Here is a 26592-nt window from a genome sequence, read left to right as displayed (position 1 = left end):
TCATGGCCGGCGGCATCTCAGCTCCCTTCATCCGCTACCCGATCGCAACCTCTCTGCTGATGGTCGGCATCCTCTTCGTGGGCATCATCGCCTATCCGCAACTGCCGGTGGCACCCCTTCCCGAAGTCGATTTCCCCACCATCCAGGTCTCCGCCAGCCTGCCCGGCGCCGATCCCGCCACCATGGCTTCGTCCGTGGCGCAGCCACTCGAATCGCAGTTCTCGCTGATCCCGGGCGTGTCGGAGATGACGTCGTCCAGCCAGACCTCGTCGACCCAGATCACCTTGCAGTTCGACCTCTCGCGCAATATCGACGGCGCAGGTGCGGACGTCCTAGCCGCCATCAATGCCGCCAATGGGCAATTGCCCAAGAACATGCCGAGCCCGCCGACCTACAGGAAGGTGAACCCGGCCGACTCGCCCATCCTGCTGCTCGGCGCCACATCCGATACCCTGCCGTTGACCGAGGTATCGGACCAGGCCCTCACCAAGCTCGCCCAGGCCATCAGCCAGATCAACGGAGTCGGCCAGGTCAATGTCGGCGGCCAGCAGACCCCCTCGATCCGGGTGCAGGTCGATCCGGCCAGGCTCGTGGCAAAGGGCCTGTCGCTGGAGGACGTGCGGACGCCCCTGGCGGTCACCACCGTCAACAACCCCAAGGGTACGTTCAACGGCGCCACCCGTTCCTACACCATCTACACCAACGACCAGCTCACGGACGCCAAGGACTGGAACGACGTCATCATAGCCTATCGCAACGGTAGTCCGATCCGCGTCCGCGACATCGGCCAGGCCGTGAGCGCACCGCAGGACGACACACAGGCCGGCTGGGCCGATGGCAAGCGCGGCGTCTTCCTCGTCATCTTCAAGCAGCCGGGCGCCAACGTCATCAACACCGTCGACAGCGTGATGAAGGAGCTGCCGCATCTGGAGGCCGGCATTTCGCCGGCCATCAAGATCTCCGTGCTCTCCGACCGGACGCAGACCATCCGGGCCGCGGTGAAGGACGTCCAGTTCACGCTGCTGCTGACGATCGGCCTCGTGGTCATGGTGATCTTCATCTTCCTGCGCAGCGTGTGGGCAACCATCATTCCCTCGATCACGGTGCCGCTCGCTTTGCTCGGCGCCTGCGCCCTGATGTGGATGGCCGGCTACAGCCTCGACAACCTCTCGCTGATGGCGCTCACCATCGCAGTCGGTTTCGTGGTCGACGACGCCATCGTCATGCTGGAGAACATCACCCGTTACATCGAGGAAGGCGAAAGGCCGATGGCCGCCGCCATCAAGGGCGCCGGCGAGATCGGCTTCACCATCCTCTCCATCTCGATCTCGCTGATCGCCGTGCTGATCCCCCTCCTCCTGATGAGCGGCATCATCGGGCGCCTGTTCCGCGAATTCTCCATCACGCTTGCCATGACCATCGTGGTCTCCGCCTTCGTGTCGCTGACGCTGACGCCGATGATGGCCTCGCGCTTCCTCAAGCCCGTGCATGACGAGCATCACGGCAAGCTCTTCCAGCTGAGCGAACGCGCCTTCCAGGCCCTGGTCAACGGCTACGAGCACGGCCTCGACCTCGTGCTGCGGTTCCGCTTCATGACCCTGCTGGTGTTTTTCGCCACGGTGGCGCTGACAGGCTATCTTTTCGTCATCATCCCCAAGGGCTTCTTCCCGCAGCAGGACACCGGCCTGATCACCGGCGTGGTCGAGGCCGCCCAGGATACCTCCGTCGCCGACATGGCCGGTCACATGGAGGAACTCGGCGCCATCGTCCTCAAGGACCCGGCCATCGCCCACATGGCGATGCGCATGGGCGGCAACGGCAACACGCTCAATGACGGCACGATGTACATCACGCTGAAACCGCGCGACGAACGCACGGCCTCGGCCGACGAGGTCATCCGCCGCCTGCAGCGCCAAACCTCCAAGGTGGAGGGAGCGCGGCTCTTCCTGCAATCGGCGCAGGACGTGCGCCTGGGCGGCCGTGCCTCGCGCACCCAGTACCAGTTCACGCTGCAGGGCACCGACATCGACCAGTTGAACGAGTGGGCACCCAAGCTCCTCGACAAGATGAAGTCGATGCCGGAACTGCGGGACGTCGCCTCCGACCAGCAGGCCTCGGGTACCACACTGACGCTGTCGATCGACCGCGACCAGGCGGCGCGCTACGGCCTGACGCCCGACATCATCGACGCCACGCTCTACGATGCCTTCGGCCAGCGCCAGATAGCCAGCTTCTCGACCCAGCTCTCCACCTATTACGTCATCCTGGAGGTGCTGCCCGCCCTGCAGAAGAACACCTCGACCCTGCAGCAGATCTATCTGCGCTCGCCCACCACGGGAGGCGAGGTGCCGCTATCGGCCTTCGCGAAATGGACGACCGATCCGGTTCGCCCGCTTGCCATCAACCACCAGGGGCAATTCCCCGCCGTCACGATCTCCTTCAACCTGGCCCCGGGCACCGCGCTCGGCCAGGCGACGGAGGCCATCAACGCCGTGGAACGGCAGATGAACGTGCCGGCGACCATCACCTCCACCTTCCAGGGCACGGCGCAGGCCTTCCAGGACTCGCTTTCCTCCGTGCCGCTGCTGATCGTGGCGGCGCTGATCGTGGTCTACCTGATCCTCGGCATCCTCTATGAAAGCTATATTCACCCGCTGACCATCCTCTCGACCCTGCCCTCGGCCGGCGTCGGGGCGCTGGCAACGCTGCTGCTCTTCCACTTCGACTTTAGCCTGATCGCGCTGATCGGCGTGATCCTGCTGATCGGCATCGTGAAGAAGAACGGCATCATGCTGGTGGACTTCGCCATCGTGGCCGAGCGCGACCACCGCATGACTCCGCTGGAAGCCATACGCAGGGCCTGCCTGCTGCGTTTCCGCCCGATCCTGATGACCACCATGGCCGCGTTACTCGGCGGCGTGCCACTGATGCTGGGGCATGGCACCGGCTCGGAAATCCGCCAGCCCCTGGGCTACGCGATGGTGGGCGGGCTCATCGTCAGCCAGGTGCTGACCTTGTTCACCACGCCGGTGATCTATCTCTACCTCGACAGCCTGTCCAAGTGGATCAGCCCGAAGCGCGCGGAGAAGGAGTTCGAGCCGGAAGAGGCGGGTATGGCCGGCGAACCGCTCGAAGGCCGCGATGTGCCCGAACTCAAACCGCAGACCATCGCGGCGGAGTAGCGTCCGGAACCCATCGGATCTCAAACCGCTGCGTTCAATGCGTAAGACACCGGCCACGTCGATGGCTGGAGCCTCGATCTTGCTGCCGGACTGTTTTAAGAGCCGGCTGGAAGCCGGCGGTCCCAGGAACGTCACACAGCCCGCACCACCATCTCGATCGGCGCCAGCAGGCCATCGCCCACAGCGGACATGACATTGCCGACGCGCAGCTGGGCGCTCTCGCCCATCAGCACCTGCGGCCCGATCGGCGGAGCACCTTCACGGGCGGCTTTCTCCCGCATTTCGCGCCCCACCTTGATGGCCAGGTCGCGGTGGCTGCGTTCCAGGTCGATGGCGAAGCCCGCAGCCTCCAGGCACTTGCGGTAATGGGCCGGCGTCTCCACGAAGCTGGTGTCCATCGTCATCGCCCAGGGCATTGGATAAGGCAGATCGCCCTCGGCCATGCGCATGATGTCGTAGACGCCGAAGCGCGCGCCCTGCCGCATCACGCGGCGCACCTCGCGGAAGAGCGCGGCCTTGTCGGCGATGTTCATGCCGACATGCAGCATCACCGCGCCCTCGAACTCGCCGTCGGCGAAGGGCATGGCGAGCGCGCTCGCCTGCACGAAGGAGACCTTGCCCGAGAGGTGGCAGCGCCGGGTCAGGGTCTCCGCGACCTCGACGAATTCGGGCGTGAGGTCGACGCCGACGACGTCGCAACCGAGCAGGCGCGCCAAGTGCCGAGCCGGGCCGCCGATGCCCGAGCCGACCTCCAGCACCGTCATGCCATGCTCGAAGCCAAGATCCTCGGCCAGTTCCTCGGTGGCCGCGCTCCAGCCCAGATGGAACTCGTCTATGTCCGAAAGGTCCTCGATGGCGAGATTGTCGGGATCCTTGCCGCGCGACTGCAATGCGGCGAACAGGGCCTTTTCCAGCGAACCATGCGTGTAGTGACGCGCGACAGCTCCTTCGATATCCATCGGGCTCCCCTTTTCCGGTGTGGTGGCAGTCATCGCTACAGGCTTGGAAGTATAACATCCGGTGGGAATGCCGCCGAGGGAATTGCGGGCCACCCGCCCCTCGCGGCACGGCCAGACGCCTCAAATGCGGGCACTCTGTCGCAAGGGCTTGCTCCCGGCAGCGGCTTTGTCTTAAGCCTTTTGTCACGAAGACACGCCAAATCGAACTTGGCGGAGTGGAGGCCGGCGGGATCGGACCGCGCGGTGGGAGGAATATATGTCTGAGACCAGGATTTACGACGTTCCCCGCGAATGGGCCGAGGACGCCTATGTCGACAATTCCCGCTACCAGGCGATGTACGAGGCCTCCGTCGCCGATCCCGAAGCCTTCTGGGGCGAGCACGGCAAGCGCATCGGCTGGTTCGAGCCTTACACGCGCGTCAAGAACACCCGCTACGCTCCCGACGTCTCGATCCGCTGGTACGAGGACGGCACCACCAACGTCGCCTGGAACTGCGTGGACCGGCACCTGCCCGAGCACGGCGACCGCACCGCCATCATCTGGGAGGGGGATGACCCCTCGCAGTCGCGCCACATCAGCTATCGCGAGCTCGCAATCGAGGTGCAGCGCTTTGCCAACGTGCTGAAGGGCGAGGGCGTCAAGAAGGGCGACCGCGTCACCATCTACATGCCGATGATCCCCGAGGCTGCCTTCGCCATGCTGGCCTGCGCCCGCATCGGCGCCGTTCATTCGGTGGTGTTCGGCGGATTCTCCCCGGATTCACTGGCCGGCCGCATCGCCGACTGCACCTCCACGGTGGTGGTCACAGCCGACGAGGGTCTGCGCGGCGGACGGCGCGTTCCGCTCAAGGCCAATGTCGACGCGGCCTGCGCCAAGACTGAAGGCGTCGCCTCGGTGATCGTGGTCCGCCGGACCGGCGCCCCGGTGCCGATGGTGGCAGGGCGCGACCATTTCTACGACGACCTCGCCGCCAACGTCCCCGACGAATGCCCCTGCGAGGAAATGGCCGCCGAGGATCCGCTCTTCATCCTCTACACGTCCGGCTCGACCGGAAAGCCCAAGGGGGTGCTGCACACCACGGCGGGTTATCTTGTCTATGCCGCGATGACGCACCAGTACGTCTTCGACTACCACGACGGGGATATCTACTGGTGCACGGCCGATGTCGGCTGGGTCACCGGCCATTCCTATATCGTCTACGGTCCCCTCGCCAACGGCGCGACGACCCTGATGTTCGAGGGCGTGCCGAACTATCCTACCGTGTCGCGCTTCTGGGAAGTGATCGACAAGCACAAGGTCACGATCTTCTATACCGCCCCGACCGCCATCCGCGCCTTGATGGGCGCCGGCGAGGAGCCCGTGAAGAAGACGTCCCGGGCATCCCTCCGCCTGCTCGGATCGGTGGGCGAGCCCATCAATCCGGAAGCCTGGGAGTGGTATCATCGCGTGGTGGGCGAGCATCGCTGCCCAATCGTCGATACCTGGTGGCAGACCGAGACCGGCGGCATCCTGATCACGCCTCTGCCCGGCGCCACCAAACTGAAGCCCGGCTCGGCGACGCGGCCCTTTTTCGGCATCCGTCCGGAGATCGTCGACGCCGAGGGCAACGTCCTACACGGCGCCTGCGAAGGCAATCTCGTCATTGCCGATTCCTGGCCGGGCCAGATGCGCACCGTCTATGGCGATCATCAGCGTTTCTTCGAGACGTATTTCTCCGCCTACAAGGGCAAGTATTTCACCGGTGACGGCTGCCGTCGCGACGAGGACGGCTACTACTGGATCACGGGCCGCGTGGATGACGTCATCAACGTCTCCGGCCACCGCATGGGCACCGCGGAGGTCGAGAGTGCGCTGGTCGCACACGAAAAGGTCTCGGAGGCGGCGGTGGTGGGCTATCCGCATGACCTCAAGGGCCAGGGCATCTATGCCTATGTCACGCTGATGGCGGGCGAGATCGGGGACGAGGGTCTGCGCCGCGAACTCGTCGCCTGGGTTCGCAAGGAGATCGGCCCCATCGCCTCCCCCGATCTCATCCAGTTCGCCCCCGGCCTGCCCAAGACGCGCTCGGGCAAGATCATGCGCCGCATCCTGCGCAAGATCGCCGAAGACGAATTCTCGGCGCTTGGCGACACCTCGACCCTCGCCGACCCGGCAGTGGTGGATGACCTCATCACCAACCGGCAGAACAGGAAAGAGTGAAAATCTCAAGGATGCCCGAACCCGGATTTCCCTCCCCAGCCTTGTGGGGAGGGCCTGGATTCATCTGGTGCGCAGTAGAAGACCAGCTGGCGGTCTACTTCGGCAATCCACCAATTTTATCGAAATAATAGCTCGAAATCCGGCGCAAGATTGTGTCGCCGCTGGACTTTTTGCTTTCACCCGAACCGTTTAAACAGGGATCGATCTGCTTCTCCCACGCCCCTCTCCGGCAGGACGGGGGGTAGTTTGCGTTTGTCATGTCCGCTGCCAGTGACGATACCAGCCTCTTCTCGCGCGCCGTACCGACGTGGATGCGCGCGCTCGTGCGCCGCAGCGAGAGCGGCATGGTCCTGCTGGCGGCCGTCGTCGGCGCGCTCGCGGGCCTTGCGGTCTTCCTGATCAGCCATACCGCCCAACTCGCCCACGAGCTTTTCTTCGGCCTGCAATCGGAGGAGCGCCTCAGCGGCACGCTCGGCCTGCCGATGGTGCTGGCTCTCAGCGTACCCGCCTGCGGCGGCCTGATACTCGGCTTCGTCAACCTCGTGATAGCGCGCCGGCGCCTGCCCCGTCCGATAGACCCCATCGAGGCCAACGCCCTTCACGGCGGTCGCATGTCGCTGAAGGGCAGCCTCATCGTCTGCCTGCAGACCTGGATCTCCAACGGCTTCGGCGCTTCGGTGGGCCTTGAAGCCGCCTATTCCCAGATCGGCTCCGGCCTGGCGGCGCGGCTGGGCACGAGCTTCCACCTGCGCCGGGCCGACATGCGCTTGATCGTCGGCTGCGGCTCGGCCGGGGCGATTGCGGGGGCCTTCGGTGCTCCACTGACAGGCGCCTTTTACGCCTTCGAGATCATCATCGGCTCCTATGCGGTGTCGAACCTGGCGCCTGTCGCCGCCGCGGCCATCGCCGGCACCATCGTCACCCACCTGCTGGGCCTGGAATCCTACGCGGTGGTCGGCGGCGTCGCCTTCCAGCCTCAGGCCGCGGGCGCCGCCACGCTCTGCGGCCTCGGCCTGTTCTGCGCCGGCATCGCCATCGCGGTCATGCAGGCGGTCGCCTGGACCGAGAAGGCGTTCCGCGGCACCAGCCTGCCGATCTGGCTGATGCCCTGCCTCGGCGGCCTGCTGGTCGGCGCGCTGGCGCTGATCTCTCCCAAGGTGCTTTCCTCAGGCCATGGCGCGCTGGTGAACATGCTCGTCGGGCCGCCAGCGCCGGTGCTGGTGCTGGGGGGACTGATCCTTCTCAAGGCGCTTGCTTCGGCCCTCTCGCTCGGATCGGGCTTTCGCGGCGGCCTGTTCTTCGCTTCGCTCTTCCTGGGCGCCCTGGTCGGCCAGTTCTATCTCGGGGGCCTGGAGCTTGTCGTCACCAATACGGGACTGACCCCGCATGCCGCGGCCCTCGCCGGCATGGCGGCGCTGGCGGCGGCAATCGTAGGAGGCCCGCTGACCATGAGCTTCCTCGTGCTCGAGATGACGGGCGACTTCCAGCTCACCGTCGCCGTGCTGATGGCGGTGATCGTCGCCTCCATAACGGTACGCGAGACTTTCGGCTATTCGTTCGCCACTTGGCGCTTCCATCTTCGTGGGGAGGCGATCCGCAGCGCGCATGACATCGGCTGGGCACGTGACCTCACCGTGGGCCGGGTGATGCGCACACCGGTGCCCACGGTGGACAGGAACGCCTCGCTGGTGGTCTTCCGCAATGCCTACCCGCTCGGCTCGGCCCACTATGTCGTGGCGATCGACACGCTGACCAGCCGCTATGCCGGCCTGATCCGCGTCGCCGATGCCTGGCAGGCCAATCCCGAACTGCCGGATGGCGGCAGGGCGGTGGAGACCCTGGCACTGTTCCGCGATCAGGCCCTGGCGGCCGGCATGACGCTGAAGCAGGCCACGCAGCAGATGGAACGCTGCGAGGCCGAGGCACTGGCGGTGACGGACGAGGCAGGCCATGTGATCGGCCTGCTGTCGGAAGCCCATGCGCTCCGGCGCTACGCCGAGGCTGCGGACAGGGCGCGGCGGGATCTTGCCGGGGAAGGGATCTAGCCCGGGAACACGGACGCTCCCCGGCGTGCCGGAATCGTATATTCCGACCGGGGAGGAGCCGGCCCCAAGCAGGCGGTCCCCGAAAGACGCGCTACCGCTCACACCAGCGTGTTGCAGAACCTCTGGATGCGCCGGCCCGCTTCTTCCAGTGCCTCGTTCGAAGTCGCGTAGGAGATGCGGAAATTCGGACCGAGGCCGAAGGCGGAGCCATGCACCACCGCCACGCCCTCGGCCTGCAGCAGCTCGGAGACGAAATCCTCGTCCGTCTCGATCACCTTGCCGGAGGGTGCCTTCTTGCCGATGGTGCCGGCGCAGGAAGGATAAACGTAGAAAGCTCCCTCGGGCGTCGGGCACTGGATGCCCTTGGCCTGGTTCAGCATGGAGACGATGAGGTCGCGGCGGCCCTCGAAGACCTTGCGGCGCACGGGAATGTAGTCCTGCGTGCCGTTGAGGGCTTCCACCGCGGCCCATTGCGCGATGGTGCAGGCGCCGGAAGTCTGCTGTCCCTGGATCATGTCCATCGCCTTGATCAGGTGCTCGGGGCCGGCCGCATAGCCGATGCGCCAGCCCGTCATCGAATAGGCCTTGGAGACGCCGTTGATCGTGAGCGTGCGGTCATAGAGCTTCGGCTCGACCTGGGCCGGCGTGTAGTAGGTGAAATCGCCGTAGACGAGATGCTCGTACATGTCGTCCGTCATCATCCATACATGCGGATGGCGCAGCAGCACGTCGGTGAGTGCCTTCAGCTCGTCATAGGTGTAGGCAGCCCCCGAGGGGTTGGAGGGTGAGTTGAAGATGAACCACTTCGTCTTCGGCGTGATCGCCTTCTCGAGGGCTTCGGCCGTGAGCTTGAAGTTGGTCGCGATGGTGGTCGGGGCGAAGACCGGCGTGCCGCCGCACAGGGCCACCATTTCGGGATAGGAGACCCAGTACGGCGTGGGGATGATCACCTCGTCGCCGGTGTTCAGCGTCGCCATCAGGCCGTTGAACAGGATCTGCTTGCCGCCGGTTCCGACGATGGTCTGCGAAGGCTTGTAGTCGAGCCCGTTCTCCCGCTTGAACTTGGCGGCAATGGCCTCGCGCAACTGCGGGATGCCCGAGACCGGCGGATACTTCGTCTCGCCGCGCATCATGGCGTCGATCGCCGCCTTCTTGATGTTGTCTGGCGTGTCCATGTCCGGCTCCCCCGCGCCCAGGCCGATGATGTCCCGGCCGGCCGCTTTCAATTCGCGCGCCTTCTGGCTCACCGCGATGGTCGCGGAAGGCTTGATGCGCGAAAGGGCGTCGGCGAGAAAGGCCATGGGGAGACTCCTGGTTAACCGGATGATTTTGCGGGCGGACCCTAGGCGCGCCTCGACAGCGGTTCAAGTGGACGGATTACATTTTCTTCACAACTCAAGGTGAAATGCCGCCGGCCATATTGCTTGGCTGCCGCGACACAACATTGCCATGAAACTTCCTCACCGCCGCCCGCAGACGTGCAAAGACCTGCCGTGATCGCGCGTATTCTTGGGAACATAGCCGATGCGCTTCGGGAAGAGGTCGTGATCTGGTTGAGTGCCGCGTGCGTTTTGACACTTCGCGACGGAAATCGAAGGTCTAAACGATAGGAACGTTAGGACGTTACAAGTCGATTGCGTTCAAGGAGATCACGATGGCCGTCAATCAGGCAGCACCGCACTTCTTCAAGGCCGATACCCGCGCCATGCGCGTATCGGCAGCCGAGGCAGAACGTCAATTGACCCTGGCGTTGTGGCTGGTTGGACTGCTTGTTGTCGCGACATTGATTACGGCGACCGTGGGTTTCTTCGCTTAACCCCCCCCGCGAGCGATAGAAATGGTCGCCTAACGCGCCGGATGGACCCCCCGCCATCCGGCGCATTTTTTTGTCTCGCGGCCGCGTATGGTCCAGCAGTTCTCTCCGCTCTTGGTGCTTTTTCCTGACCCGTCGCTGATGCACCCTTCAGGACAACGCATTTGACGGGAGCATCGAATGAACAATCGCGTCTTCCTCGCCGGAGCCTCCGGCGCCATCGGCCGGCCGCTGACGAGGCTGCTCGTGGCAGCAGGCCATCATGTCGTCGGCACTACGCGCTCGCCCGCGAGGGCCGAAGCGCTCGAGGCGCTCGGAGCCGAACCCGCCGTCGTCGATGTCTATGACGCCGAGGCGCTTGCCACCGCCGTCCGGACCGCAAGGCCCGACATCGTCATCCACCAGCTCACCGATCTGCCGGCCGGCGTCGATCCCGCCCGCATGGCCGAGTTCGCAGGGCGCAACGCCCGCCTGCGCCGGGAGGGCACGGCAAATCTGCTGAAGGCGACGCTCGCCGCCGGCGCACGGCGCCTGGTCGCCCAGAGCATCGCGTGGGTCTACGCGCCCGGCCTCGAGCCTCATCGGGAGGAAGATCCACTGGATCGGCACGCGGAAGGCCTGCGTGCGGTCAGCATCGGCGGCGTCATCGCCCTGGAGGAGGCCGTGCTGACGGCTCCTCTGCAGGGTGTCGTGCTGCGCTATGGCCGTCTCTACGGCCCCGGGACGGGCGTGGACGCCGCGCTTGCCCCCGCTGTCCATGTGGAGGCGGCGGCGGAGGCCGCCCTGCTGGCCATGGAGAATGCGGCGCCGGGCGTGTTCAACGTGGCCGAACCGTGCGAGAGCCTGTCGAGCGAGAAGGCAAGGCGCGAGCTTGGCTGGCAAGCGGATTTCCGCATGGCGGCATGAAGCTTTTCTACCGGCCCGTTCATCCGCTGCAGTCGGCCGGCGAGTGTGCGAGCAGCCACGACCGCATGCACGCCACGGCCTCCGTCTGGCGTTTCCTGCGCGGTGCCACGACATAGAAATTCGCCGGACCGCGAATAGCGTGATGGAGCGGCTTCACCAGCCGCCCGGCGACGAGATCCGGCGCGGCGAGGATGTCGCTCACCAGGGCTACCCCCTGACCCGCGACGGCGGCATCTATCGCGAGCGAGGACAGGCTGAACTTGAGCCCCCGTGGCGGCGTCCTCGCGCCCTGGCCCATCAGACCCTCCAGATAGTCCGGCCAGAGCCCATGGGTGTCGTGCAGCAGCGTGTGATCGGCGAGATCTTCAGGCGTGCGCAGGGGGTGGGGGCCGGCAAGCAGAGCCGGGCTGCAGACGGCCTCGAACATCGGCGCGAACAGGAGGTCGGCCGTGAGCCCGGGCCCGAAGGGAGGTTGGCCGTATCGCACCGCGATGTCGACACCGTCGCTCTGGAAATTGGAGAGGCCGTCGGTCGCCACCACCCGCACGTCGAGATCCGGATAGGCTTCCGTGAACTGGCCAAGCCGGGGGATCAGCCATTTGGCGGCGAATGAAGGCGTGACGCTGACGGTGAGGCTCGCAGGCTGCGGCTTCAGGCTGGCCGTCGCGTCCGCGATCAGTTCGAAGGCACGGCGTATCGAGGGCAGATAGGCCCTGCCTTCCTCGCTGAGGGCGAGCGAACGCGGCAGGCGCTCGAACAATCTCGCCTTGAGTTCCCTCTCCAGGCCGCGCACCTGTTGCGCGACGGCGCCCTGGGTAACGCCGAGCTCCTCCGCGGCGAGGCGGAAATTCAAATGGCGCGCGGCGGCCTCGAAGGCCTTGAGGGCATTGAGCGGGGGCAGGCGAGCGAAACGAAGATCGGCCATTAGGCAATAGATTTTCTATAGGAAAGACAGCTCAATTCTGCTTCGACAGACCCGGCAGTGCAAGCCTATCCTATGCTTCCTCGGAGAGTTTCCTGCCATCGGAGAAACCCATGCCTGTAGAAAAAGTAGCGCTCGTCACAGCCGCCGGACGCGGCATGGGTGCCGCCATTGCCCGCGAACTTGCCGATAGCGGCTATCGCGTCGCCCTGCTCTCGCCATCCGAACGTTCACTCGAACTGGCCCGGGAGATCGGCGGCCTGGGCATCCAGGGGTCAGTTGCCGAGGAGGCGGATCTGGAGAGACTGGTTTCTTCGGCGCTCGACAAATATGGCCGGATCGACGCGGTGGTGAACAACACCGGCCATCCTCCCAAGGGCGATCTGATCGACATCACCGACGAAAGCTGGCGCGCGGGGCTGGATCTCCTGCTGCTCAACGTCGCCCGTATCATGCGGCTCGTCACGCCGCCGATGCTGAAGCAGGGTGGCGGGGCCATCGTCAACATCTCCAGCATAACGGCGGTGGCGCCGGAGCTGAGCATGCCGGTCTCTTCAGTGCTGCGTGCCGCTCTAGGCGCCTGGACCCGCCTTTACGCCGAGCGCTATGCCAAGAACAACATCCGCATGAATTCCGTGCTGCCGGGCTTCATCGACAGCTATCCGAGCGATCCGTCCTGGATCGCCAAGGTTCCGGCCGGCCGCTTCGGTACGACGAAGGAGATCGCGACCGCGGTGCGGTTCCTGCTCTCGGAGGATGCCGGCTTCATCACGGGCCAGAACATCCGGGTGGACGGCGGATTCGTGCGCGCGGTGTAGGGCAGCCCGCCTTGCGAAACCGGCGATCATGACCATACGCCATTTCCAAATCGGCGCGCTTGCGGTTTAACCTGTTCCGCACCTACCGGCTCCGGAACATCCCCTTTGCAGCTCACGTCCGACGAACGCTCGATGCGCGATGGCGAACAGGGACCCGCCCTCGCCTTCGTCATGGACATATTGCTGCGCTTCGGCGAGGCGATCGGCGCTCCGGCGCTGATTCCCATCAGCCAGGCCCATATCGACGGATGCCTCTATCACGGCGAGGTCAGCCTGGATTTCGTGGAGCGCCTGGCAAATGACGGCGGCACGGTCCGTGTGCCGACCACCCTCAACGTCGGCTCGATGGATCTGATCCACCCCGAACTAATCGGCGGTCCCGAAACGGAGCGGATAGCCGGGCGGCGACTGATGGAGGCACATCTGGCGCTTGGCTGCGAGCCGAGCTTCACCTGCGCACCCTATCAGACGCGCTTTCGTCCGCGTTTCGGCGACCAGATCGCCTGGGGCGAGTCCAATGCCATCGTCTTCGCCAACTCGGTCATCGGTGCTCGCACCAACCGCTACGGCGACTTCATCGACCTGTGTTGCGCCATCGCGGGGCGGGCACCGGCGTTCGGCTTGCACTTGGACGAGCAACGGCGCGGCGAGATGCTGTTTCGCCTCCCCGACCTGCCGGCAGGCTGGTGCGGCTCCGATATGTTGTACGTCGCCGTCGGCTATCTCGTCGGCGAAAGATCGCGGGGTCGCGTGCCCGTGATCGAGGGCTTGTCGCCGGCCACGGAGGACCAACTCAAGGCACTGGGAGCCGTTGCAGCCTCGTCGGGCTCGGTCGCGCTGTTCCATGCGGTAGGCATCACGCCGGAGGCGCCGACCCTGCAGGACGCCCTTGGCGGCCGGGTTCCGGCCGAGACCGTCGATCTCACCCTTGCGGAGCTGGAGCAAGCGCTGGCGGGACTGTCGACGGCGGCGGAAGGCGCACCGCTCACCGCCGTGAGCCTGGGCACGCCGCATTTCTCCCTGCAGGAATTCAGGGCGCTGGCGGCGCACCTCGCGAAATTCCAGAAGGCGCCCGGCCTCGAATTCTACATCAACACCAGCCGCGAGACCTATCGGGCTGTCGAGTCCCAGGGCTTGAGCAGGCTGATCGAGAGGGCCGGCATCACCATCCTCACCGACACCTGCACATATGTCACCGCCCTTGCCCGCCGGCTCGACGGCGTGGTGATGACCAATTCGGGCAAGATGGCGCATTACGCGCCCGGCAATATCGGCGTGAGCATCGCCTTCGGCTCGCTGGCCGATTGCGTCGCCTCGGCCGCCGCCGGCTGCGTCACGAGGAACCCGGCATGACCGCCCTGCCCGCCCGCACGTTGGTGGAAGGCCGCGCCGAGGGACTGCTGATGCTGTGGAGCGTCCCGCTCAGCTTCTGGGGCGGCTATGACAGCGGCACCGGCCGGGTGATAGACCATTCGCATCCGGCCTTCGGCGTCGAGGTCGCCGGCCGCATCCTCGCCATGCCTTCGGGGCGCGGGTCTTCCTCCGCCAGTTCGGTGCTGGCAGAGGCGATCCGCCGCGGCACGGCGCCGGCAGGCATCATCCTCGCCCAGGCGGATCCCATCATCACCGTAGGTGCCATCGTAGCGGCCCGGCTCTACTGCAGGGCCTGTCCCGTCGTGGTCTGCGACGCTGAAGTCATGGGCCGGCTCGTCGACGGCACGCTCCTCCGCCTGATCGCAGGGACGGACACGGCGACCTTAAATCTAAGCGCCGCTGTATAAATCCCCGTCGCAAGGCCGTCATTTTTCCCTTGCCACTGCGCCTGATCGGCGCGACGCTTCCTCTCAGCCGCCCAACCCCCGCGCCGGAATTCCCAGGATTTCCGCCCGCAACAAGGGGCCAAGGATAAACCGCGGCGGCCAAACATAGGAGGGACGCGACAATGACGCAGAACACTCCAGGCGGCAGACGATTCAGCGGGCCACGCTGCATTGCCCTCGTTGGCCCGTTCCAAAGCGGAAAGACCACTCTCCTCGAAGCCATCCTCGCGCGCATGGGCGTGCTGCAGCGCCAGGGCACCGTTGCCGCCGGCTCCACCATCGGCGACGCCAGCGCCGAGGCTCGTTCCCACGCCATGAGCATCGAGGCCAACGTCGCCTCCGTGGACTTCATGGGCGACACCTACACCTTCATCGACTGCCCCGGCTCGATCGAATTCCTGGCCGAGATGCGGCCCGCCCTGCCTGCGATCGACGCCGCCGTGGTGGTGTGCGAGGCGGACGAGAAGAAGGTTCCCGCACTGCAGCTCATCCTGCGCGAGCTGGAGGACCTGAAGATCCCGCGCTTCCTCTTCCTCAACAAGATCGACAACGCCCACCATGGCGTGCGCGAGGCCTTGCCCCTGCTGCAGCCCGCCTCCCGACTGCCGCTGCTGCTGCGCCAGATCCCGATCTGGAAGCACGGCGTCGCCGTCGGCTATATCGACCTCGCCCTGGAGCGCGCCTTCATCTATCAGGAGCATGCTGCCTCACAGATCGTCGACATTCCGCCGGACGAGCAGAACGAGAGCAAGGATGCGCGCTATTCCATGCTGGAGCGCCTGTCCGACCATGACGATGCGTTGATGGAGCAGCTTCTCGAGGAGGTCGAGCCGCCGCGCGACCAGGTGTTCGACGACCTCGCCCATGAACTGCGTGACGGGCTCGCCGTACCCGTCCTGATGGGCTCGGCCCTCAACGGCAACGGCATGCTGCGCCTGATGAAGGCCCTGCGCCATGAAGCTCCCGGCATCACCGAGACGGCGGCGCGCCTGGGCGTCGCTCCCGGCAGCGAGCCGCTCGGCTATGTGATGAAGACCTTCCACACGGCCCATGCCGGCAAGCTCTCGCTCACCCGCATCCTCTCGGGCAGCTTCCAGGAAGGCATGACGGTGACGACTACCTCCGGGGATTCCGGCCGCATCGCGGGCTGTGCCCGCCTGCTCGGGCAGACCACGCAGAAGACCGGACAAGCCGGCCCCGGCGATACCGTTGCCTTCAGCAAGGTCGACGTCGCCCACACCGGAGACATGCTGGCCATCGGCAAGGCTGTCCCCTCGCCGGTAGCCACGCAAGCGCCGCAACCCGTGATGGCGCTCGCCGTGCGCGCCCGCGACCGCAAGGACGACGTGAAGCTCACCGCCGCGATCCAGCGCCTGCTCGACGAGGATCGCGCCCTCAGCGTGGAGCAGAACGCCGAACTCGGCGACATCATCCTGCGCGGCCAGGGCGAGATGCATCTGCGTGTCGCGGTGGAGAAGCTCGCATCGAAATTCGGCGTGGCCGTCAACTCGCACGTGCCGCAGATCGGCTATCGCGAGACCATCCGCAAGGCGGTGACGGGCGTGCGCGGCCGCCACAAGAAGCAATCCGGCGGGCATGGCCAGTTCGGCGACGTGGTGATCGACGTGATACCCCTGTCGCGTGGCGAGGGCTTCGCCTTCATCGACAAGATCACCGGCGGCGTGGTGCCGCGCAATTACATCCCCTCGGTCGAGGAAGGCGTGAAGCAATATCTCAGGCGCGGCCCGCTCGGCTTCCCGGTGGTGGACGTGGGCGTCTCCCTCACGGACGGCTCCTACCATACCGTGGACTCCTCGGACATGGCCTTCCAGACGGCGGCCCGCATCGGCATGAGCGAGGCGATGCCGCAATGCAGTCCCGTGCTGCTGGAGCCCGTGCTCTCGGTGGATATCGCAGTGCCTTCGGACGCCACCGCCAAGGCCAACGCCATCGTCTCCTCCCGGCGCGGGCAGATCCTCGGTTTCGACGCACGGCCGGGCTGGGAAGGCTGGGACGTCGTGCAGGCGCTGATTCCGGAAGCCGAGATCACCGACCTCATCATCGAGCTGCGCTCGGCGACCTCGGGGGTCGGGACGTTCAAGGCGAAGTTCGATCACCTGGCGGAGCTCTCCGGGCGACAGGCGGACACGATCGTGGCTTCGCGGCAAGCGGCGCAATAGCCCCGAGACCGCCGGCATCCCGCCGGCTCCTGGAACGACAACGGCCCGGAATGGGGAACCGCCCTCATTCCGGGCAGCTTTTCCTGCGGAAGGGCAGTTGGTCCAGGCAGCATGATCCCGCCGACCGTACCGGGAAGGTTTACCATCCCTCGCATCCGCGCTAGATAGCGCCGATGAAGCCCATCGAAATCGCCGCCTTCTATCATTTTGCCCGCCTGCCGGGTTTTGCCGACCTGCGCGAACCGCTGGCCAGGCTTACCTGCTCGCTCGGCATCAAGGGCATCATCCTGCTGGCGCCGGAAGGCATCAACGGCACGGTTGCGGGCACGCCCGAAGCGATGGCGACCTTCCATCGGCGCCTTCGCGACATCACCGGCCTCCATGGCATCGAGCACAAGACCTCCTTCGCCGAGGCGATGCCCTTCCTGCGCATGAAGGTGAGGCTGAAGGCCGAGATCGTCACCATCGGCGATACCAGCGTCGACCCGCTTGAGCGTGTCGGCACCTATGTCGAGCCGAAGGACTGGAACGCCCTGATCTCCGATCCCGATGTGCTGGTGATCGACACGCGCAATGATTTCGAGGTGCGCATCGGCAGCTTCAAGGGCGCCGTCGATCCCCGGACCAAGGCTTTCGGCGATTTCCCTGCCTATGTCAGGGGCAATCTCGACCCCGCGCGCCATCGCAAGGTGGCAATGTTCTGCACCGGCGGCATTCGGTGCGAGAAGGCCACCAGCCTGATGCTGCGCGAGGGATTCGAGGAGGTCTACCACCTCAGGGGCGGCGTCCTCCAATATCTGGAGGAGATCCCGTCGGAGGAGAGCCTGTGGCAGGGCGCCTGCTTCGTGTTCGACCAGCGTGTCGCCGTCGGGCACGGGCTTACGGTCGAGGATTACCAACTCTGCCATGGCTGCCTCGCTCCGCTGAGCGCAGAGGAGCGACACTCGCCCGACTACGAGGAAGGCGTGAGCTGCCCCCACTGCTCCCCGATCCTGACGCTGGAGCAAAAGGCTTCCTCGCGCGAACGGCACAAGCAGATGGAACTGGCGAAGAAAAGAGGCGGCGTGCACCTTGGTCCGGCCATGGAGACGCCGACCCCCAAGCCGGACCAGGCGGGCTTCTCCACAGGGCACGGAGAGGAGCTCCCACCTTCCTCGATTAGCGCTCCCACCGCCTCCCGCGATTCCTCCCATGCCTGAGGCCGCGCTCGTTCTCTTCTCCGCCGGGCAGGATTCGACCACCTGCCTCGCCTGGGCCCTGGAGCGCTTCGACCATGTCGAGACCATCGGCTTCGACTACGGCCAGCGGCATCGCATCGAATTGGAAATGCGGCCCAAGGTCCTGGCCGCGCTGCGGGAGAGCTTTCCGGCCTGGGGTGCGAGATTGGGCGGAGATCACCTTGTGGATCTCGGCATTCTCGGCAGGATCAGCGAGACGTCGCTCACCCGCGATGTCGAGATCGCCATGCAGGACAATGGGCTGCCGAACAGCTTCGTGCCGGGGCGCAACCTGCTCTTCCTGACCTTTGCCGCCGCGCTGGCCTATCGGCGGGGCGCGAAGCATCTCGTCACCGGCGTGTGCGAAACGGATTATTCCGGCTATCCCGACTGTCGGGACGACACCATCAAGGCGATGCAGGTCGCCCTCAACCTCGGCATGGAAACGCGTTTCGTCGTCCACACGCCCCTGATGTGGATCGACAAGGCGGCCACCTGGTCGCTCGCCCGCGAACTCGGGGGCAATGCCCTGGTCGAGCTCATTCGCGAGGATACGCACAGTTGCTATCAGGGTGACCGTGCGCATCGCCACGACTGGGGCTTCGGCTGCGGGGCCTGCCCTGCCTGCGAGCTCAGGGCTTCCGGCTACCAAAAATTCGTCGCAGCCTGAGCGTGCACGACAGGGCTTTCCGGGGTGCTGGCGGCAGCCCGGCCGCTGCGATCCGCCTCAGCTCTGGTGCGGGTGGTGCCGGTAGCCGTGCTTCACATGGCGATAATGGCGATAGTGCTTGTATCCGTCGCGCTGGACCCAGGGCCGGTAGTGCTCGCAGCCCTCATAGGCGTTGGGCACCCAGTGGCGCGGCAACGGGCCGGCATAACGGCAGTCGGTGGCGCTGTAGGGATAGCCGCGCTGCGTGCTGCAGGCGCCCAGCCCACCAGCCAGCAAGGCAACCATGGTTGCCGCAATCAATTTCGTGCTCATCGACGTCCTTCCGCACTCCGACCACGACGGCAACCTGAACCGGACATGCGACCTCGTCAAGCGCGGCGACTCCCGCCACCCATGCCGGCATCGACCCCGCAGCGATGTCGGTTTCACATCTTCTCGATCTTGGTAGGATCGAGCCTGCCCGTCACGAGATCCCACAAACCCGCCAAGTTGCCGATGAGCCGGCCGCGGCGATCGGCCCAGGGTTCCGGACGCAGGCTCTTGATGAGATTTGAGCCCAGGTTCCACAAGCCACCCCTCAGGGCACCCGATGGGCTCATATTGCCCTTGCGCATGATATAGACGCGGTTGGCGATCTGCGAATAGCCCAGACGCCTGCCGGGACTGCGCCCCGCCTTCTTGGTGCCGAGGTGGACGCCACGCAGGCGGGCCCCTTTGACGACCCGGCCGTGACGTGCGATCTCGCGCGAAAAGTCGACATCCTCGAGCCAGGAATAGAGCGGCAGCCTTTCGTCGAACAGCAGGCCATGGCGGCGGACCGTATCGAGCCGCACCGCCATGTTGCAGCCATACGCATTGTAGACGGGGCTCACCGCATCAGGCGCCCGGTTGGGGCCGGCGCCCCTCAGCGCCTCCAGCCCGGTGCCCATGTCGATGCCGGCGCCCGGGCCGCCATCGGCCAGCACGCATCCCGTCGCGATCACCACGTCGGGGTGCGCGAGGAAAAGCTTTTCGATCTCGACCAGGAAATCGTCGTCAGGCAGGAAATCGTCGTCGAAGAAGACCAGCACGTCCGCCTTGCTCGCCGCCATCAGGGCATTGCGCTGGCGGCACAGCCCAACGGGGCTCGACACCACCTCCAGCACCGGACAGGCCTGACGCAGGATATCGACGTCGGCATCCTCCGCACGGGCCGGGCAGATCAGGAACTCCTCCGGGGGCCGGGTCTGGTTGCGCATGAACAGGACGGTATCCGTCAAGACCTCGCGGCGTCCGGCGGTAGCGATGCCGACAGCAATCTTCAGCCTGGCCGCAGTCGATGCCACGGCAGGATCTCCCCAGGTCATCACCTGGTACGGCGCCGCATCGCGGCCGTGATAGTTCCGAAAATTGTGCAACATATGCATCATTTCACTATCAAAAATTCATGTTTTCGGTCAGCGCAAAGAAACCTAGCCGATCGAAAGATGCCGGAGATTCGAATTTTTGACTGATTTCTTCAGAAAACAGATTCAAGTTCTTTGGATTATTTATTAATTTATCGTACATTATATATTCCGCCCCGAATCGAAAATGTTCTTTTCTATGTAGTTCTATATTTATCTTATCTTTTAAGTCGGCTGTAAACTTGAAATGCAGAAGTACCGCCGTTTCGTCCGCGAATACTGGATGATGAATTCCGTGCGGACTTCCGTAGTCATTCGCGGCTTCGCCAGTCCGGCAACGGGTGAACGGCGTCTTGTTCAGCCCTGGCGGCTGTGGCGGATAGGACTCGACGATATGTCTGTGCCACCGCTCGGGCGAGATCTTGAGCAATCGTCCGAGTTGAGCCCGAAGGAAATAATCGAGCCACGTGGAGCGCTCCTCACGCGCAAGGCTGGAAATCAGCCGCAGGCGCGGGCCGCCAAGACATTCCAATTCCCGACGCGCCCGGCTCCATGGCTTGAGCGGACGCTGGCGAAACCGATAGATCGAATCGAAAAAGCAGCAGGTCTCCACCAGCCTGTCGTCGGGCTGGACCGCCAGGAAGGAACCCCTGGGATACATGTCGACCATCAATGCGAAAACCGCATTGGCCTCATCAGGCAGACTGGCGACCAACTCGTCGATCGTGCGCCTCGGGCAATCGCGATATACGAGATATTCGTCGAGATCGACATAGAGCGCCCAGGAATCGGCCGGAAGCGCCCGCCGCGCGGCGTTCACCCATTCCATGCCGAAGTTCGATTCACGGAACGAAAGGTCCATCGACAGGCAATGAACATCCTTTTGCGATCGAAGATATTCCACGCTGCCGTCGGACGAGTCATTGTCTATGACAATGAAGCATCTAATTCCTAGCGACCTATAATATTCCAGCCATCCAGGTAACCGTTTGATTTCATTTCGGCATACGGAAATCATCGTAATGCCATCGATGGGCACGATATCCTTTACGTAAGTATAGATATCTGAGATCGACATTGTAATACTATCGCCTCGGCCACTCCTAAATATCGCAGCAGACGACAAGGGGCGTCAAGCCTGAACAATAGAATAACCATCCCCTCGCACAAGGACGTAGGCAAGCACATCGAAAGTGTGAAAGCGCCCGAACGTCACCTCCCGTTCCGAACAGTATGTATTTAGGGATATTCGACACTTTCGAAATTTGCGATGAAGCGGCTGAAATCGAGTATCGTCGGAGATTCCTTCGCGCTGCCTGAAGATCTGCCGCAGTGTCCTCTAAAGCCCATGGGCGCGGCGACGCTCCCTCGTCCCGCCCGCGATGATGCATGTCAACGAGGGACGCAGAACATCCGGGCTATCCAGCACTTGCCCAGGAGCGGCAGACAACCGACATCTTGCTTTCATGACATCAGCAGGAGTTCCTTGATGAGTCCCTATTGGCCATCCCTATTCGGCGGCATGCTGATCGGCCTCTCCGCCGCATTGCTGCTTCTCCTCAACGGCCGCATTGCCGGCATAAGCGGCATCGTCGGCCGGTTGGCGCAAGGTTCCGACATCCTCACCAACGGCATGTTCCTGATCGGCCTCATGCTGGGTCCCCCGCTTTTTCTGTTGCTGGCGGGCCAATGGCCGGCAGTGACGATCACGGTGCCCTGGCCCCTTCTGGCGGTGGCGGGCCTCCTGGTCGGTTTCGGCACGCGCATGGGGTCCGGCTGCACCTCGGGTCACGGCGTCATGGGTCTCGCCCGCCTTTCTCCCCGCTCCTTCGCCGCCGTCGTCACCTTTCTCGTCACCGGCATTGCGGCGGTGACCGTTCTGCGGAGCTTCATGTCATGAAACGTAGGATCCGGCAGGGACTCGCAGCTCTGGGAACCGGAGCGATCTTCGGCTTCGGCCTATCCCTCTCGGGCATGCTCAACCCGGTCCGCGTACAGGGCTTCCTCGACATTTTCGGCCATTGGGATCCGAGTCTGGCTTTTGTACTCGCCGGCGCGGTCGTCGTCGCCTTCCTCGGCGTCCGCCTGGCGCGGCGCCTCGCCCATCCTGTCCTCGACGCGGACTTCAAGTTGCCGACGACGCGCGCGATCGACATGCCGCTCATCCTCGGCTCGGCGCTCTTTGGCGTAGGCTGGGGTCTCGCCGGCCTCTGCCCCGGTCCCGCCGTCGCCTCGCTTTCTCTGGGCCTGTGGCAGACGGCCCTCTTCGTGGTGGCCATGGTCGCGGGCATGATCCTGCATGACCGCGTACTGGCAAAGCGCAGCTAGCTCCGTGGAACCGGCAAGGGATCTTCGTCAGCGCTCAAGCCTCGCCCCATCTTGCCTTAGTGGCCGCGCAGGGCAGCCCCTACCTGCCCGGCACTCGCCTGGCCCTTCCGGGCGCGGCGGCCATCGCGATACCCTTCGAGGCGTCCGCGCAGCGTATTCAGGTAGTATGCCGCCCGGCCCCGCTTGCCCTTGGCAAGGCTGATCACGGCGCCGCCGAGCGACCGCACCATGTAGTTCATCGAATGGGCAAATCCCAGGTCGTGCTTGCCGAGGACATAACCCATGCCCCGGCCATAGCCGAGCGCCTTCTGCTGCATGCGCGCGTCGGTGACGTCGATACTGATCTCGGGGTGGTGCCCGTAGATATCGTAGTCGTAGTAGACCCGGAAACCCCTCTGCATCATGCGCAGCACGATGTCCGGCCCTTCGCAGGCCTGCCAGGGCGAGGAGGCGCCCACGCCGACATCGACGTCATAGCCGCCTACGGCGTCGAAGGCCTCGCGCTTGCAGAAGGATACCCATTCGATCAGGGAGTTGAACACTTCCTCCCGGCGGGTCCATCGCGCCCCATCGAGAAAGCGGCCATTGATCGGGCGCCCCGTCTCGTCGCCCGCGCGGCCATTGACGACGTCCGCCCGCATCTTTTCGAAGGTCTGCGTCACCTTTTCGAGAAGCCAGGTCGGATAGGTGCAATCGTCATCGGGAAAGCCATAGATCTCGCCCGTGGCATGTTTGACACCGTCATTCCGGCCCCGGCTCAATCCCCGGCTTTCAGGCGTACGGATGTGCCGGACCGGAAAGGGGCGCTGCCTCGCCGCGAGAATCTCCGTGACCCGCTCGTCGCCATTCTGGTCGACGATGATGATCTCGAAATCCTTGAATGTCTGGGCCTCCAGGCTATCGAGCATCAGCGCGATCTCCCTGGACCGACCAAGGGTCGCCATGATGAGCGAGAAACGCACGGCCATTGTCTCCTGAACGGGCATCGGTGATTGCATTTGTAGGATAGGGAGCGCGAAAAGTCTCCTCGCGCCTAAGTTCCCGGCGTTAGTAATTTAGGTGGATCATCGGCTTCCGATCGGATGACGACGAGAGCTGAACCGCTGTTTCATGCGGTCTCGGAAGACGGTGGCTTACCCATCCGATACCCTTCCACTCCCGATCCCGCATTACATCTTCAAAATGTTCGCGGGGTGCAGGCGGCCTCGCGCAAGGTCCCACAGGGCGATGAGATTCCCCATCAGCCGGCCGCGGCGATCGGTCCAGGGCTCGGGCCAGGCGCTCCTGAAGAAATTGGAGAGCAGGTTTGCCGCACTCCCCTCCAAGGCCCCCTTCAGGGTCATATTGCCCTTCCTCAGGATATAGACCCGGTTGGCTATCTGCGAATAGCCGAGGCGCCTGCCGGGGCTGCGGCCCGCCTTCTTGGTGCCGAGGTGGACGCCGCGCATGCGCAGACTTTTCACGATGCGGCCATGACGGGCGAGTTGGCGCGAGAAATCGACATCCTCGAGCCAGGCGTAGAGCGGCAGATTCTCGTCGAAGCGTGGCCCAAACCGGCGCACGGGAGCGAGGCGCACCGCCATGTTGCAGCCATAGCCGTTGTAGACCGGCTCCGGCTGGAACGGCAGGTCGTTCGGCCCCGCCGAGGCGAGCGCCTCGAAGCCGTCGCTGAAGTCGAGGCCCGCTGTCGTGGCGCCGTCGGCCAGGACGTCGCCCGTGGCGACGACGACATCCGGAAGAGCCAGGAACAGCCGCTCGGTTTCCTCAAGGAAATCCGGCGCGGGCAGAAAATCGTCATCGAAGAACACCATGACATCGGCCGAGGAGGCCTCCATCATGGCATTGCGCTGGTGGGACGAGCCCATGGGGCTCGAAATGATGCGCAACTGGGGAACGAGCTGCTGGAGGGCGGGGACGTCGACATCATCGGGCTTGGCGGGGCAGATCAGGAACTCGTCGGGAAAATGCCGCTGATGGACCATGAACCGTACGGTTTCCGTCAGGACGTCCCGCCGGCCGGCTGTGGCGATGGCGATTGCGATCTTCAACTTTTCCATCGAGCTCACAGCTGCCGATCTCCAGCGTTCTTCCTCGGCGTCTTCGTAGGCAGGATGTGAGGATGCACGTTCCTGCCGGCTTCTTCGAAGAAACCGTGCGAATTCCAATGCCTGCGCAGCTCGAAGGGACCCGCATGGCTGACGATGCCAGCCGCCTCGGGACTCCGATGCCGCCTCACCCAGAATGATACCCAAAAACCACTCTAGAGACAGTCGGCGTCACCGACGGTCCCAACACTGCGTAGCGATATTTTATATTGGCCGCCCTCTCAGGTTACATGCCTCCTGCATTCCAGACGAATGCGAAGACGAGCGCATCCGTCAGGCGGCAAGCCACCGAGCCCCCGGCAAAATTCGACCTCGCGAATTCAATTACGCTAGGGAAGACGACGGCACAGATATGCAAGGTTTCTCCCCTCCAACACAACCTATGAAAATCGGTAACTCACTACCCCTTTTGGGAAACAGGTGGGTACTTTCCGATATTCGCATTGGATATAAGCCGCGCAAGCACAGATCCGCAGGAAGAAGGAAGCGGCGTGTTGCGCCTCCGAGTCAGGCCTCCGAAGGAGCCGCTGTCGGTCCGCCCCATGCCCGGCACGATCGCATCGGCGCCGTAGAGGCGCCGGACCACCTCGCATCGCCCCCTCGACGTCGAGGAGACCTTGACGACGAGCCACGGAGGAGTTCTTGGAACGCCTGCTGCAAAGCCATCCGCCGGCCGGCAATTAAAGCCTGCGCGAGCACCGATCCAGCGCCCGATTCGTGATGATCGGAGTGGCCGACGAAAAAATGGGAAGCGTGGAAGTGGCGCACCCAGCACGATTCGAACGTGCGACCTTTGCCTTCGGAGGGCAACGCTCTATCCAGCTGAGCTATGGGTGCGTCGAAGCCCTTCTAGCCGATCATGGCGCTTCCCGCAATCGCCTCGGCGGCAGATTGCGGGAGTAGTTCAGTTGAAAGTCTTGCGCGGATCGAGGGCGTCGCGAACTGCCTCGCCGATCAGGATCAGCAGCGAGAGCAACATGGCCGTCACCAGGAAGCCGCTGATCGAGAGCCAGTAGGCGTCCGGCTTGGCGGCGGCCTGCTTGAGCAACTCGCCGAGGGAGGCCGTGCCGGGTGGCAGGCCGAGGCCGAGATAGTCGAGCGCCGTCAGGGTCGAGACCGAACTCGACAGGATGAAGGGCAGCATGGTCAGCGTCGCCACCGTGGCGTTGGGCAGGAGATGCTTGATCATGATGGTGCTGTCGGACAGGCCGAGCGCCTTGGCGGCGCGCACATATTCGAGATTGCGCGCGCGCAGGAACTCCGCCCGCACCAATGCCACCAGCGAGGTCCAGGAAAACAGCATCAGGATGCCGAGCAGGATCCAGAAGCCCGGCGCCAGCACGGCCGAGATGATGATCAGCAGGTAGAGCGCCGGCAGCGCGTTCCAGATTTCGATGATGCGCTGGAAGATCAGGTCGATCCAGCCGCCGAAATAGCCCTGGATCGCACCCGCCGCCACGCCGATGAGAGAGGAGAAGAAGGTGAGGATGAGGCCGAACAGCAGCGATATGCGCGTGCCGTAGATGATGCGCGCCAACACGTCGCGGGCGGTATTGTCGGTGCCGAGCCAGTTCCATTCGATGTCGCGGCAGGTCGACCCGCCGACGGTCTGCGCCGCGGCCTTGCACTGATCGTCGCTCAGCGCCCAGGTCGGCGGCGAGGGCACGCCCATGGGCGGATTGAGGTTGCGCGTCTCCGGGCCGTACCGGATAGGCGGCCACAGCACGAAGGCGCCGCGATCGGCGAGGAGCTTGATCAGGAAGGGATCGCGGTAGTCGGCCTCGGTCTCGAAGTCGCCGCCGAAATCGGTCTCGGTATAGGTGTGGAACACCGGCGTGTAGAGGTGGCCGCGGTCATAGATCACCAGCGGCTTGTCGTTGGCGATGAACTCCGCGCCCAGCGTCAGCACGAAGATGACGAGGAACAGCCAGAGCGACCAGTAGCCGCGCTTGTTGGCCTTGAAGTTGCGCCAGCGCCGCTGGTTGAGGGGCGTCAGCGAGAACCAGCCCTTCCTGGCGGGCTTGAGGAGGGAAGCCTCCATC

The 26592-nt window shown here is 64.5% G+C and carries 21 protein-coding genes, 1 tRNA gene and 1 pseudogene; 13 read left to right on the top strand and 10 right to left on the bottom strand.

The window, feature by feature from the left end; translation table 11 throughout:
- Positions 1 to 2: 2 nt before the first annotated feature.
- On the top strand, positions 3 to 3182 hold the full coding sequence (locus AC6H34_RS11900; protein ID WP_497538947.1) for an efflux RND transporter permease subunit: 3180 nt from the start codon (positions 3 to 5) through the stop codon (positions 3180 to 3182).
- Between the two features lie 131 nt (positions 3183 to 3313).
- On the opposite strand, the gene AC6H34_RS11895 is transcribed toward AC6H34_RS11900, so the two are convergent.
- Positions 3314 to 4141 (bottom strand): class I SAM-dependent methyltransferase, encoded by an 828-nt coding sequence (locus AC6H34_RS11895; RefSeq protein ID WP_497538946.1) that lies wholly within the window; start codon positions 4139 to 4141, stop codon positions 3314 to 3316.
- A gap of 256 nt (positions 4142 to 4397) precedes the next feature.
- On the opposite strand from AC6H34_RS11895, the gene acs reads away from it, so the two are divergent.
- Together acs and AC6H34_RS11885 are read left to right on the top strand one after the other, a co-directional pair.
- Complete coding sequence (acs, locus tag AC6H34_RS11890) at positions 4398 to 6341, top strand: acetate--CoA ligase (protein WP_448149777.1); 1944 nt, start codon at positions 4398 to 4400, stop codon at positions 6339 to 6341.
- Between the two features lie 257 nt (positions 6342 to 6598).
- Complete coding sequence (locus AC6H34_RS11885) at positions 6599 to 8386, top strand: chloride channel protein (RefSeq protein ID WP_497538945.1); 1788 nt, start codon at positions 6599 to 6601, stop codon at positions 8384 to 8386.
- Positions 8387 to 8484: 98 nt separating this feature from the next.
- Here the strand turns inward: AC6H34_RS11885 and AC6H34_RS11880 are convergent, their stop codons facing one another.
- Positions 8485 to 9687, bottom strand: a complete 1203-nt coding sequence (locus AC6H34_RS11880; protein ID WP_448149779.1) for a pyridoxal phosphate-dependent aminotransferase — start codon at positions 9685 to 9687, stop codon at positions 8485 to 8487.
- A 353-nt stretch (positions 9688 to 10040) separates the two neighbouring features.
- Between AC6H34_RS11880 and AC6H34_RS11875 the strand changes: the two genes are divergently transcribed.
- A complete protein-coding gene (locus tag AC6H34_RS11875; RefSeq protein ID WP_448149780.1) occupies positions 10041 to 10202 on the top strand; it encodes a hypothetical protein in 162 nt (53 codons plus the stop codon).
- Positions 10203 to 10379: 177 nt separating this feature from the next.
- The gene (locus tag AC6H34_RS11870) at positions 10380 to 11105 is read left to right on the top strand and encodes an NAD-dependent epimerase/dehydratase family protein (protein ID WP_497538944.1); all 726 of its coding nucleotides are present in this window, start codon (positions 10380 to 10382) and stop codon (positions 11103 to 11105) included.
- A gap of 19 nt (positions 11106 to 11124) precedes the next feature.
- Here AC6H34_RS11870 and gcvA read toward each other — a convergent pair whose 3' ends face one another.
- On the bottom strand, positions 11125 to 12030 hold the full coding sequence (gene gcvA / locus AC6H34_RS11865) for a transcriptional regulator GcvA (RefSeq protein ID WP_497538943.1): 906 nt from the start codon (positions 12028 to 12030) through the stop codon (positions 11125 to 11127).
- Positions 12031 to 12140: 110 nt separating this feature from the next.
- Here gcvA and AC6H34_RS11860 point away from each other — a divergent pair, with 110 nt between their 5' ends.
- From AC6H34_RS11860 to queC, 6 genes and pseudogenes are all read left to right on the top strand, one after another.
- A complete protein-coding gene (locus tag AC6H34_RS11860; protein ID WP_497538942.1) occupies positions 12141 to 12845 on the top strand; it encodes an SDR family oxidoreductase in 705 nt (234 codons plus the stop codon).
- A 105-nt stretch (positions 12846 to 12950) separates the two neighbouring features.
- Entirely contained in the window at positions 12951 to 14198 is a 1248-nt protein-coding gene (locus tag AC6H34_RS11855; RefSeq protein ID WP_497538941.1) for an aconitase X, read from the top strand.
- Positions 14195 to 14626, top strand: a complete 432-nt coding sequence (locus AC6H34_RS11850) for an aconitase X swivel domain-containing protein (RefSeq protein WP_497538940.1) — start codon at positions 14195 to 14197, stop codon at positions 14624 to 14626. The genes AC6H34_RS11855 and AC6H34_RS11850 overlap by 4 nt, the downstream gene beginning before the upstream one ends.
- Positions 14627 to 14787: 161 nt before the next feature.
- Entirely contained in the window at positions 14788 to 16845 is a 2058-nt protein-coding gene (locus AC6H34_RS11845; RefSeq protein WP_497538939.1) for an elongation factor G, read from the top strand.
- Between the two features lie 173 nt (positions 16846 to 17018).
- Positions 17019 to 17921: pseudogene (gene trhO, locus AC6H34_RS11840) on the top strand (oxygen-dependent tRNA uridine(34) hydroxylase TrhO); the annotation flags it as partial.
- 115 nt (positions 17922 to 18036) lie between these two features.
- A complete protein-coding gene (gene queC, locus AC6H34_RS11835; RefSeq protein WP_497538938.1) occupies positions 18037 to 18732 on the top strand; it encodes a 7-cyano-7-deazaguanine synthase QueC in 696 nt (231 codons plus the stop codon).
- A 57-nt stretch (positions 18733 to 18789) separates the two neighbouring features.
- Here queC and AC6H34_RS11830 read toward each other — a convergent pair whose 3' ends face one another.
- From AC6H34_RS11830 to AC6H34_RS11820, 3 genes are all read right to left on the bottom strand, one after another.
- A complete protein-coding gene (locus tag AC6H34_RS11830; protein ID WP_448149788.1) occupies positions 18790 to 19044 on the bottom strand; it encodes a hypothetical protein in 255 nt (84 codons plus the stop codon).
- 113 nt (positions 19045 to 19157) lie between these two features.
- Positions 19158 to 20141, bottom strand: a complete 984-nt coding sequence (locus AC6H34_RS11825; protein ID WP_497538937.1) for a glycosyltransferase family 2 protein — start codon at positions 20139 to 20141, stop codon at positions 19158 to 19160.
- A gap of 7 nt (positions 20142 to 20148) precedes the next feature.
- Positions 20149 to 21195: a glycosyltransferase family 2 protein gene (locus AC6H34_RS11820; RefSeq protein ID WP_497538936.1), complete on the bottom strand. Its 1047-nt coding sequence runs from the start codon at positions 21193 to 21195 to the stop codon at positions 20149 to 20151.
- A gap of 411 nt (positions 21196 to 21606) precedes the next feature.
- Between AC6H34_RS11820 and AC6H34_RS11815 the strand changes: the two genes are divergently transcribed.
- Both AC6H34_RS11815 and AC6H34_RS11810 read left to right on the top strand, forming a co-directional pair.
- The gene (locus AC6H34_RS11815) at positions 21607 to 22017 is read left to right on the top strand and encodes a YeeE/YedE family protein (protein WP_448149791.1); all 411 of its coding nucleotides are present in this window, start codon (positions 21607 to 21609) and stop codon (positions 22015 to 22017) included.
- Positions 22014 to 22445: a DUF6691 family protein gene (locus AC6H34_RS11810; RefSeq protein WP_448149792.1), complete on the top strand. Its 432-nt coding sequence runs from the start codon at positions 22014 to 22016 to the stop codon at positions 22443 to 22445. Before AC6H34_RS11815 ends, AC6H34_RS11810 begins: the two co-directional genes overlap by 4 nt.
- A gap of 56 nt (positions 22446 to 22501) precedes the next feature.
- Here the strand turns inward: AC6H34_RS11810 and AC6H34_RS11805 are convergent, their stop codons facing one another.
- The 4 genes from AC6H34_RS11805 to AC6H34_RS11790 all read right to left on the bottom strand — a co-directional run bounded on the left by AC6H34_RS11805 (position 22502) and on the right by AC6H34_RS11790 (position 26591).
- Positions 22502 to 23407, bottom strand: coding sequence for a glycosyltransferase family 2 protein (locus AC6H34_RS11805; RefSeq protein ID WP_497538935.1), 906 nt, complete (start codon positions 23405 to 23407; stop codon positions 22502 to 22504).
- A 207-nt stretch (positions 23408 to 23614) separates the two neighbouring features.
- A complete protein-coding gene (locus AC6H34_RS11800) occupies positions 23615 to 24502 on the bottom strand; it encodes a glycosyltransferase family 2 protein (RefSeq protein ID WP_448151367.1) in 888 nt (295 codons plus the stop codon).
- Positions 24503 to 25310: 808 nt separating this feature from the next.
- Positions 25311 to 25387: transfer RNA gene (locus tag AC6H34_RS11795), tRNA-Arg, on the bottom strand.
- 67 nt (positions 25388 to 25454) lie between these two features.
- On the bottom strand, positions 25455 to 26591 hold the full coding sequence (locus AC6H34_RS11790) for an ABC transporter permease (protein WP_448149805.1): 1137 nt from the start codon (positions 26589 to 26591) through the stop codon (positions 25455 to 25457).
- Position 26592 lies beyond the last annotated feature (1 nt).

The sequence above is a fragment of the Labrys sp. ALF-8 genome (assembly GCF_059699065.1).
Note: the sequence above shows the minus strand (reverse complement) of the source record. Positions and strands in the feature narration are given on the sequence as shown.

Excerpts from the sequence above, each read along its gene's own strand:
- AC6H34_RS11900 (WP_497538947.1), top strand. The coding sequence starts at position 3 with ATGGCCGGCGGCATCTCAGCTCCCTTCATCCGCTACCCGATCGCAACC.
- gcvA (WP_497538943.1), bottom strand. The coding sequence starts at position 12,030 with ATGGCCGATCTTCGTTTCGCTCGCCTGCCCCCGCTCAATGCCCTCAAG.
- AC6H34_RS11860 (WP_497538942.1), top strand. The coding sequence starts at position 12,141 with ATGCCTGTAGAAAAAGTAGCGCTCGTCACAGCCGCCGGACGCGGCATG.
- AC6H34_RS11825 (WP_497538937.1), bottom strand. The coding sequence starts at position 20,141 with ATGATGCATATGTTGCACAATTTTCGGAACTATCACGGCCGCGATGCG.
- queC (WP_497538938.1), top strand. The coding sequence starts at position 18,037 with ATGCCTGAGGCCGCGCTCGTTCTCTTCTCCGCCGGGCAGGATTCGACC.
- AC6H34_RS11810 (WP_448149792.1), top strand. The coding sequence starts at position 22,014 with ATGAAACGTAGGATCCGGCAGGGACTCGCAGCTCTGGGAACCGGAGCG.
- acs (WP_448149777.1), top strand. The coding sequence starts at position 4,398 with ATGTCTGAGACCAGGATTTACGACGTTCCCCGCGAATGGGCCGAGGAC.
- AC6H34_RS11830 (WP_448149788.1), bottom strand. The coding sequence starts at position 19,044 with ATGAGCACGAAATTGATTGCGGCAACCATGGTTGCCTTGCTGGCTGGT.
- AC6H34_RS11845 (WP_497538939.1), top strand. The coding sequence starts at position 14,788 with ATGACGCAGAACACTCCAGGCGGCAGACGATTCAGCGGGCCACGCTGC.
- AC6H34_RS11875 (WP_448149780.1), top strand. The coding sequence starts at position 10,041 with ATGGCCGTCAATCAGGCAGCACCGCACTTCTTCAAGGCCGATACCCGC.
- AC6H34_RS11885 (WP_497538945.1), top strand. The coding sequence starts at position 6,599 with ATGTCCGCTGCCAGTGACGATACCAGCCTCTTCTCGCGCGCCGTACCG.
- AC6H34_RS11870 (WP_497538944.1), top strand. The coding sequence starts at position 10,380 with ATGAACAATCGCGTCTTCCTCGCCGGAGCCTCCGGCGCCATCGGCCGG.
- AC6H34_RS11820 (WP_497538936.1), bottom strand. The coding sequence starts at position 21,195 with ATGTCGATCTCAGATATCTATACTTACGTAAAGGATATCGTGCCCATC.
- AC6H34_RS11790 (WP_448149805.1), bottom strand. The coding sequence starts at position 26,591 with ATGGAGGCTTCCCTCCTCAAGCCCGCCAGGAAGGGCTGGTTCTCGCTG.
- AC6H34_RS11850 (WP_497538940.1), top strand. The coding sequence starts at position 14,195 with ATGACCGCCCTGCCCGCCCGCACGTTGGTGGAAGGCCGCGCCGAGGGA.
- AC6H34_RS11815 (WP_448149791.1), top strand. The coding sequence starts at position 21,607 with ATGAGTCCCTATTGGCCATCCCTATTCGGCGGCATGCTGATCGGCCTC.
- AC6H34_RS11895 (WP_497538946.1), bottom strand. The coding sequence starts at position 4,141 with ATGGATATCGAAGGAGCTGTCGCGCGTCACTACACGCATGGTTCGCTG.
- AC6H34_RS11800 (WP_448151367.1), bottom strand. The coding sequence starts at position 24,502 with ATGGAAAAGTTGAAGATCGCAATCGCCATCGCCACAGCCGGCCGGCGG.
- AC6H34_RS11880 (WP_448149779.1), bottom strand. The coding sequence starts at position 9,687 with ATGGCCTTTCTCGCCGACGCCCTTTCGCGCATCAAGCCTTCCGCGACC.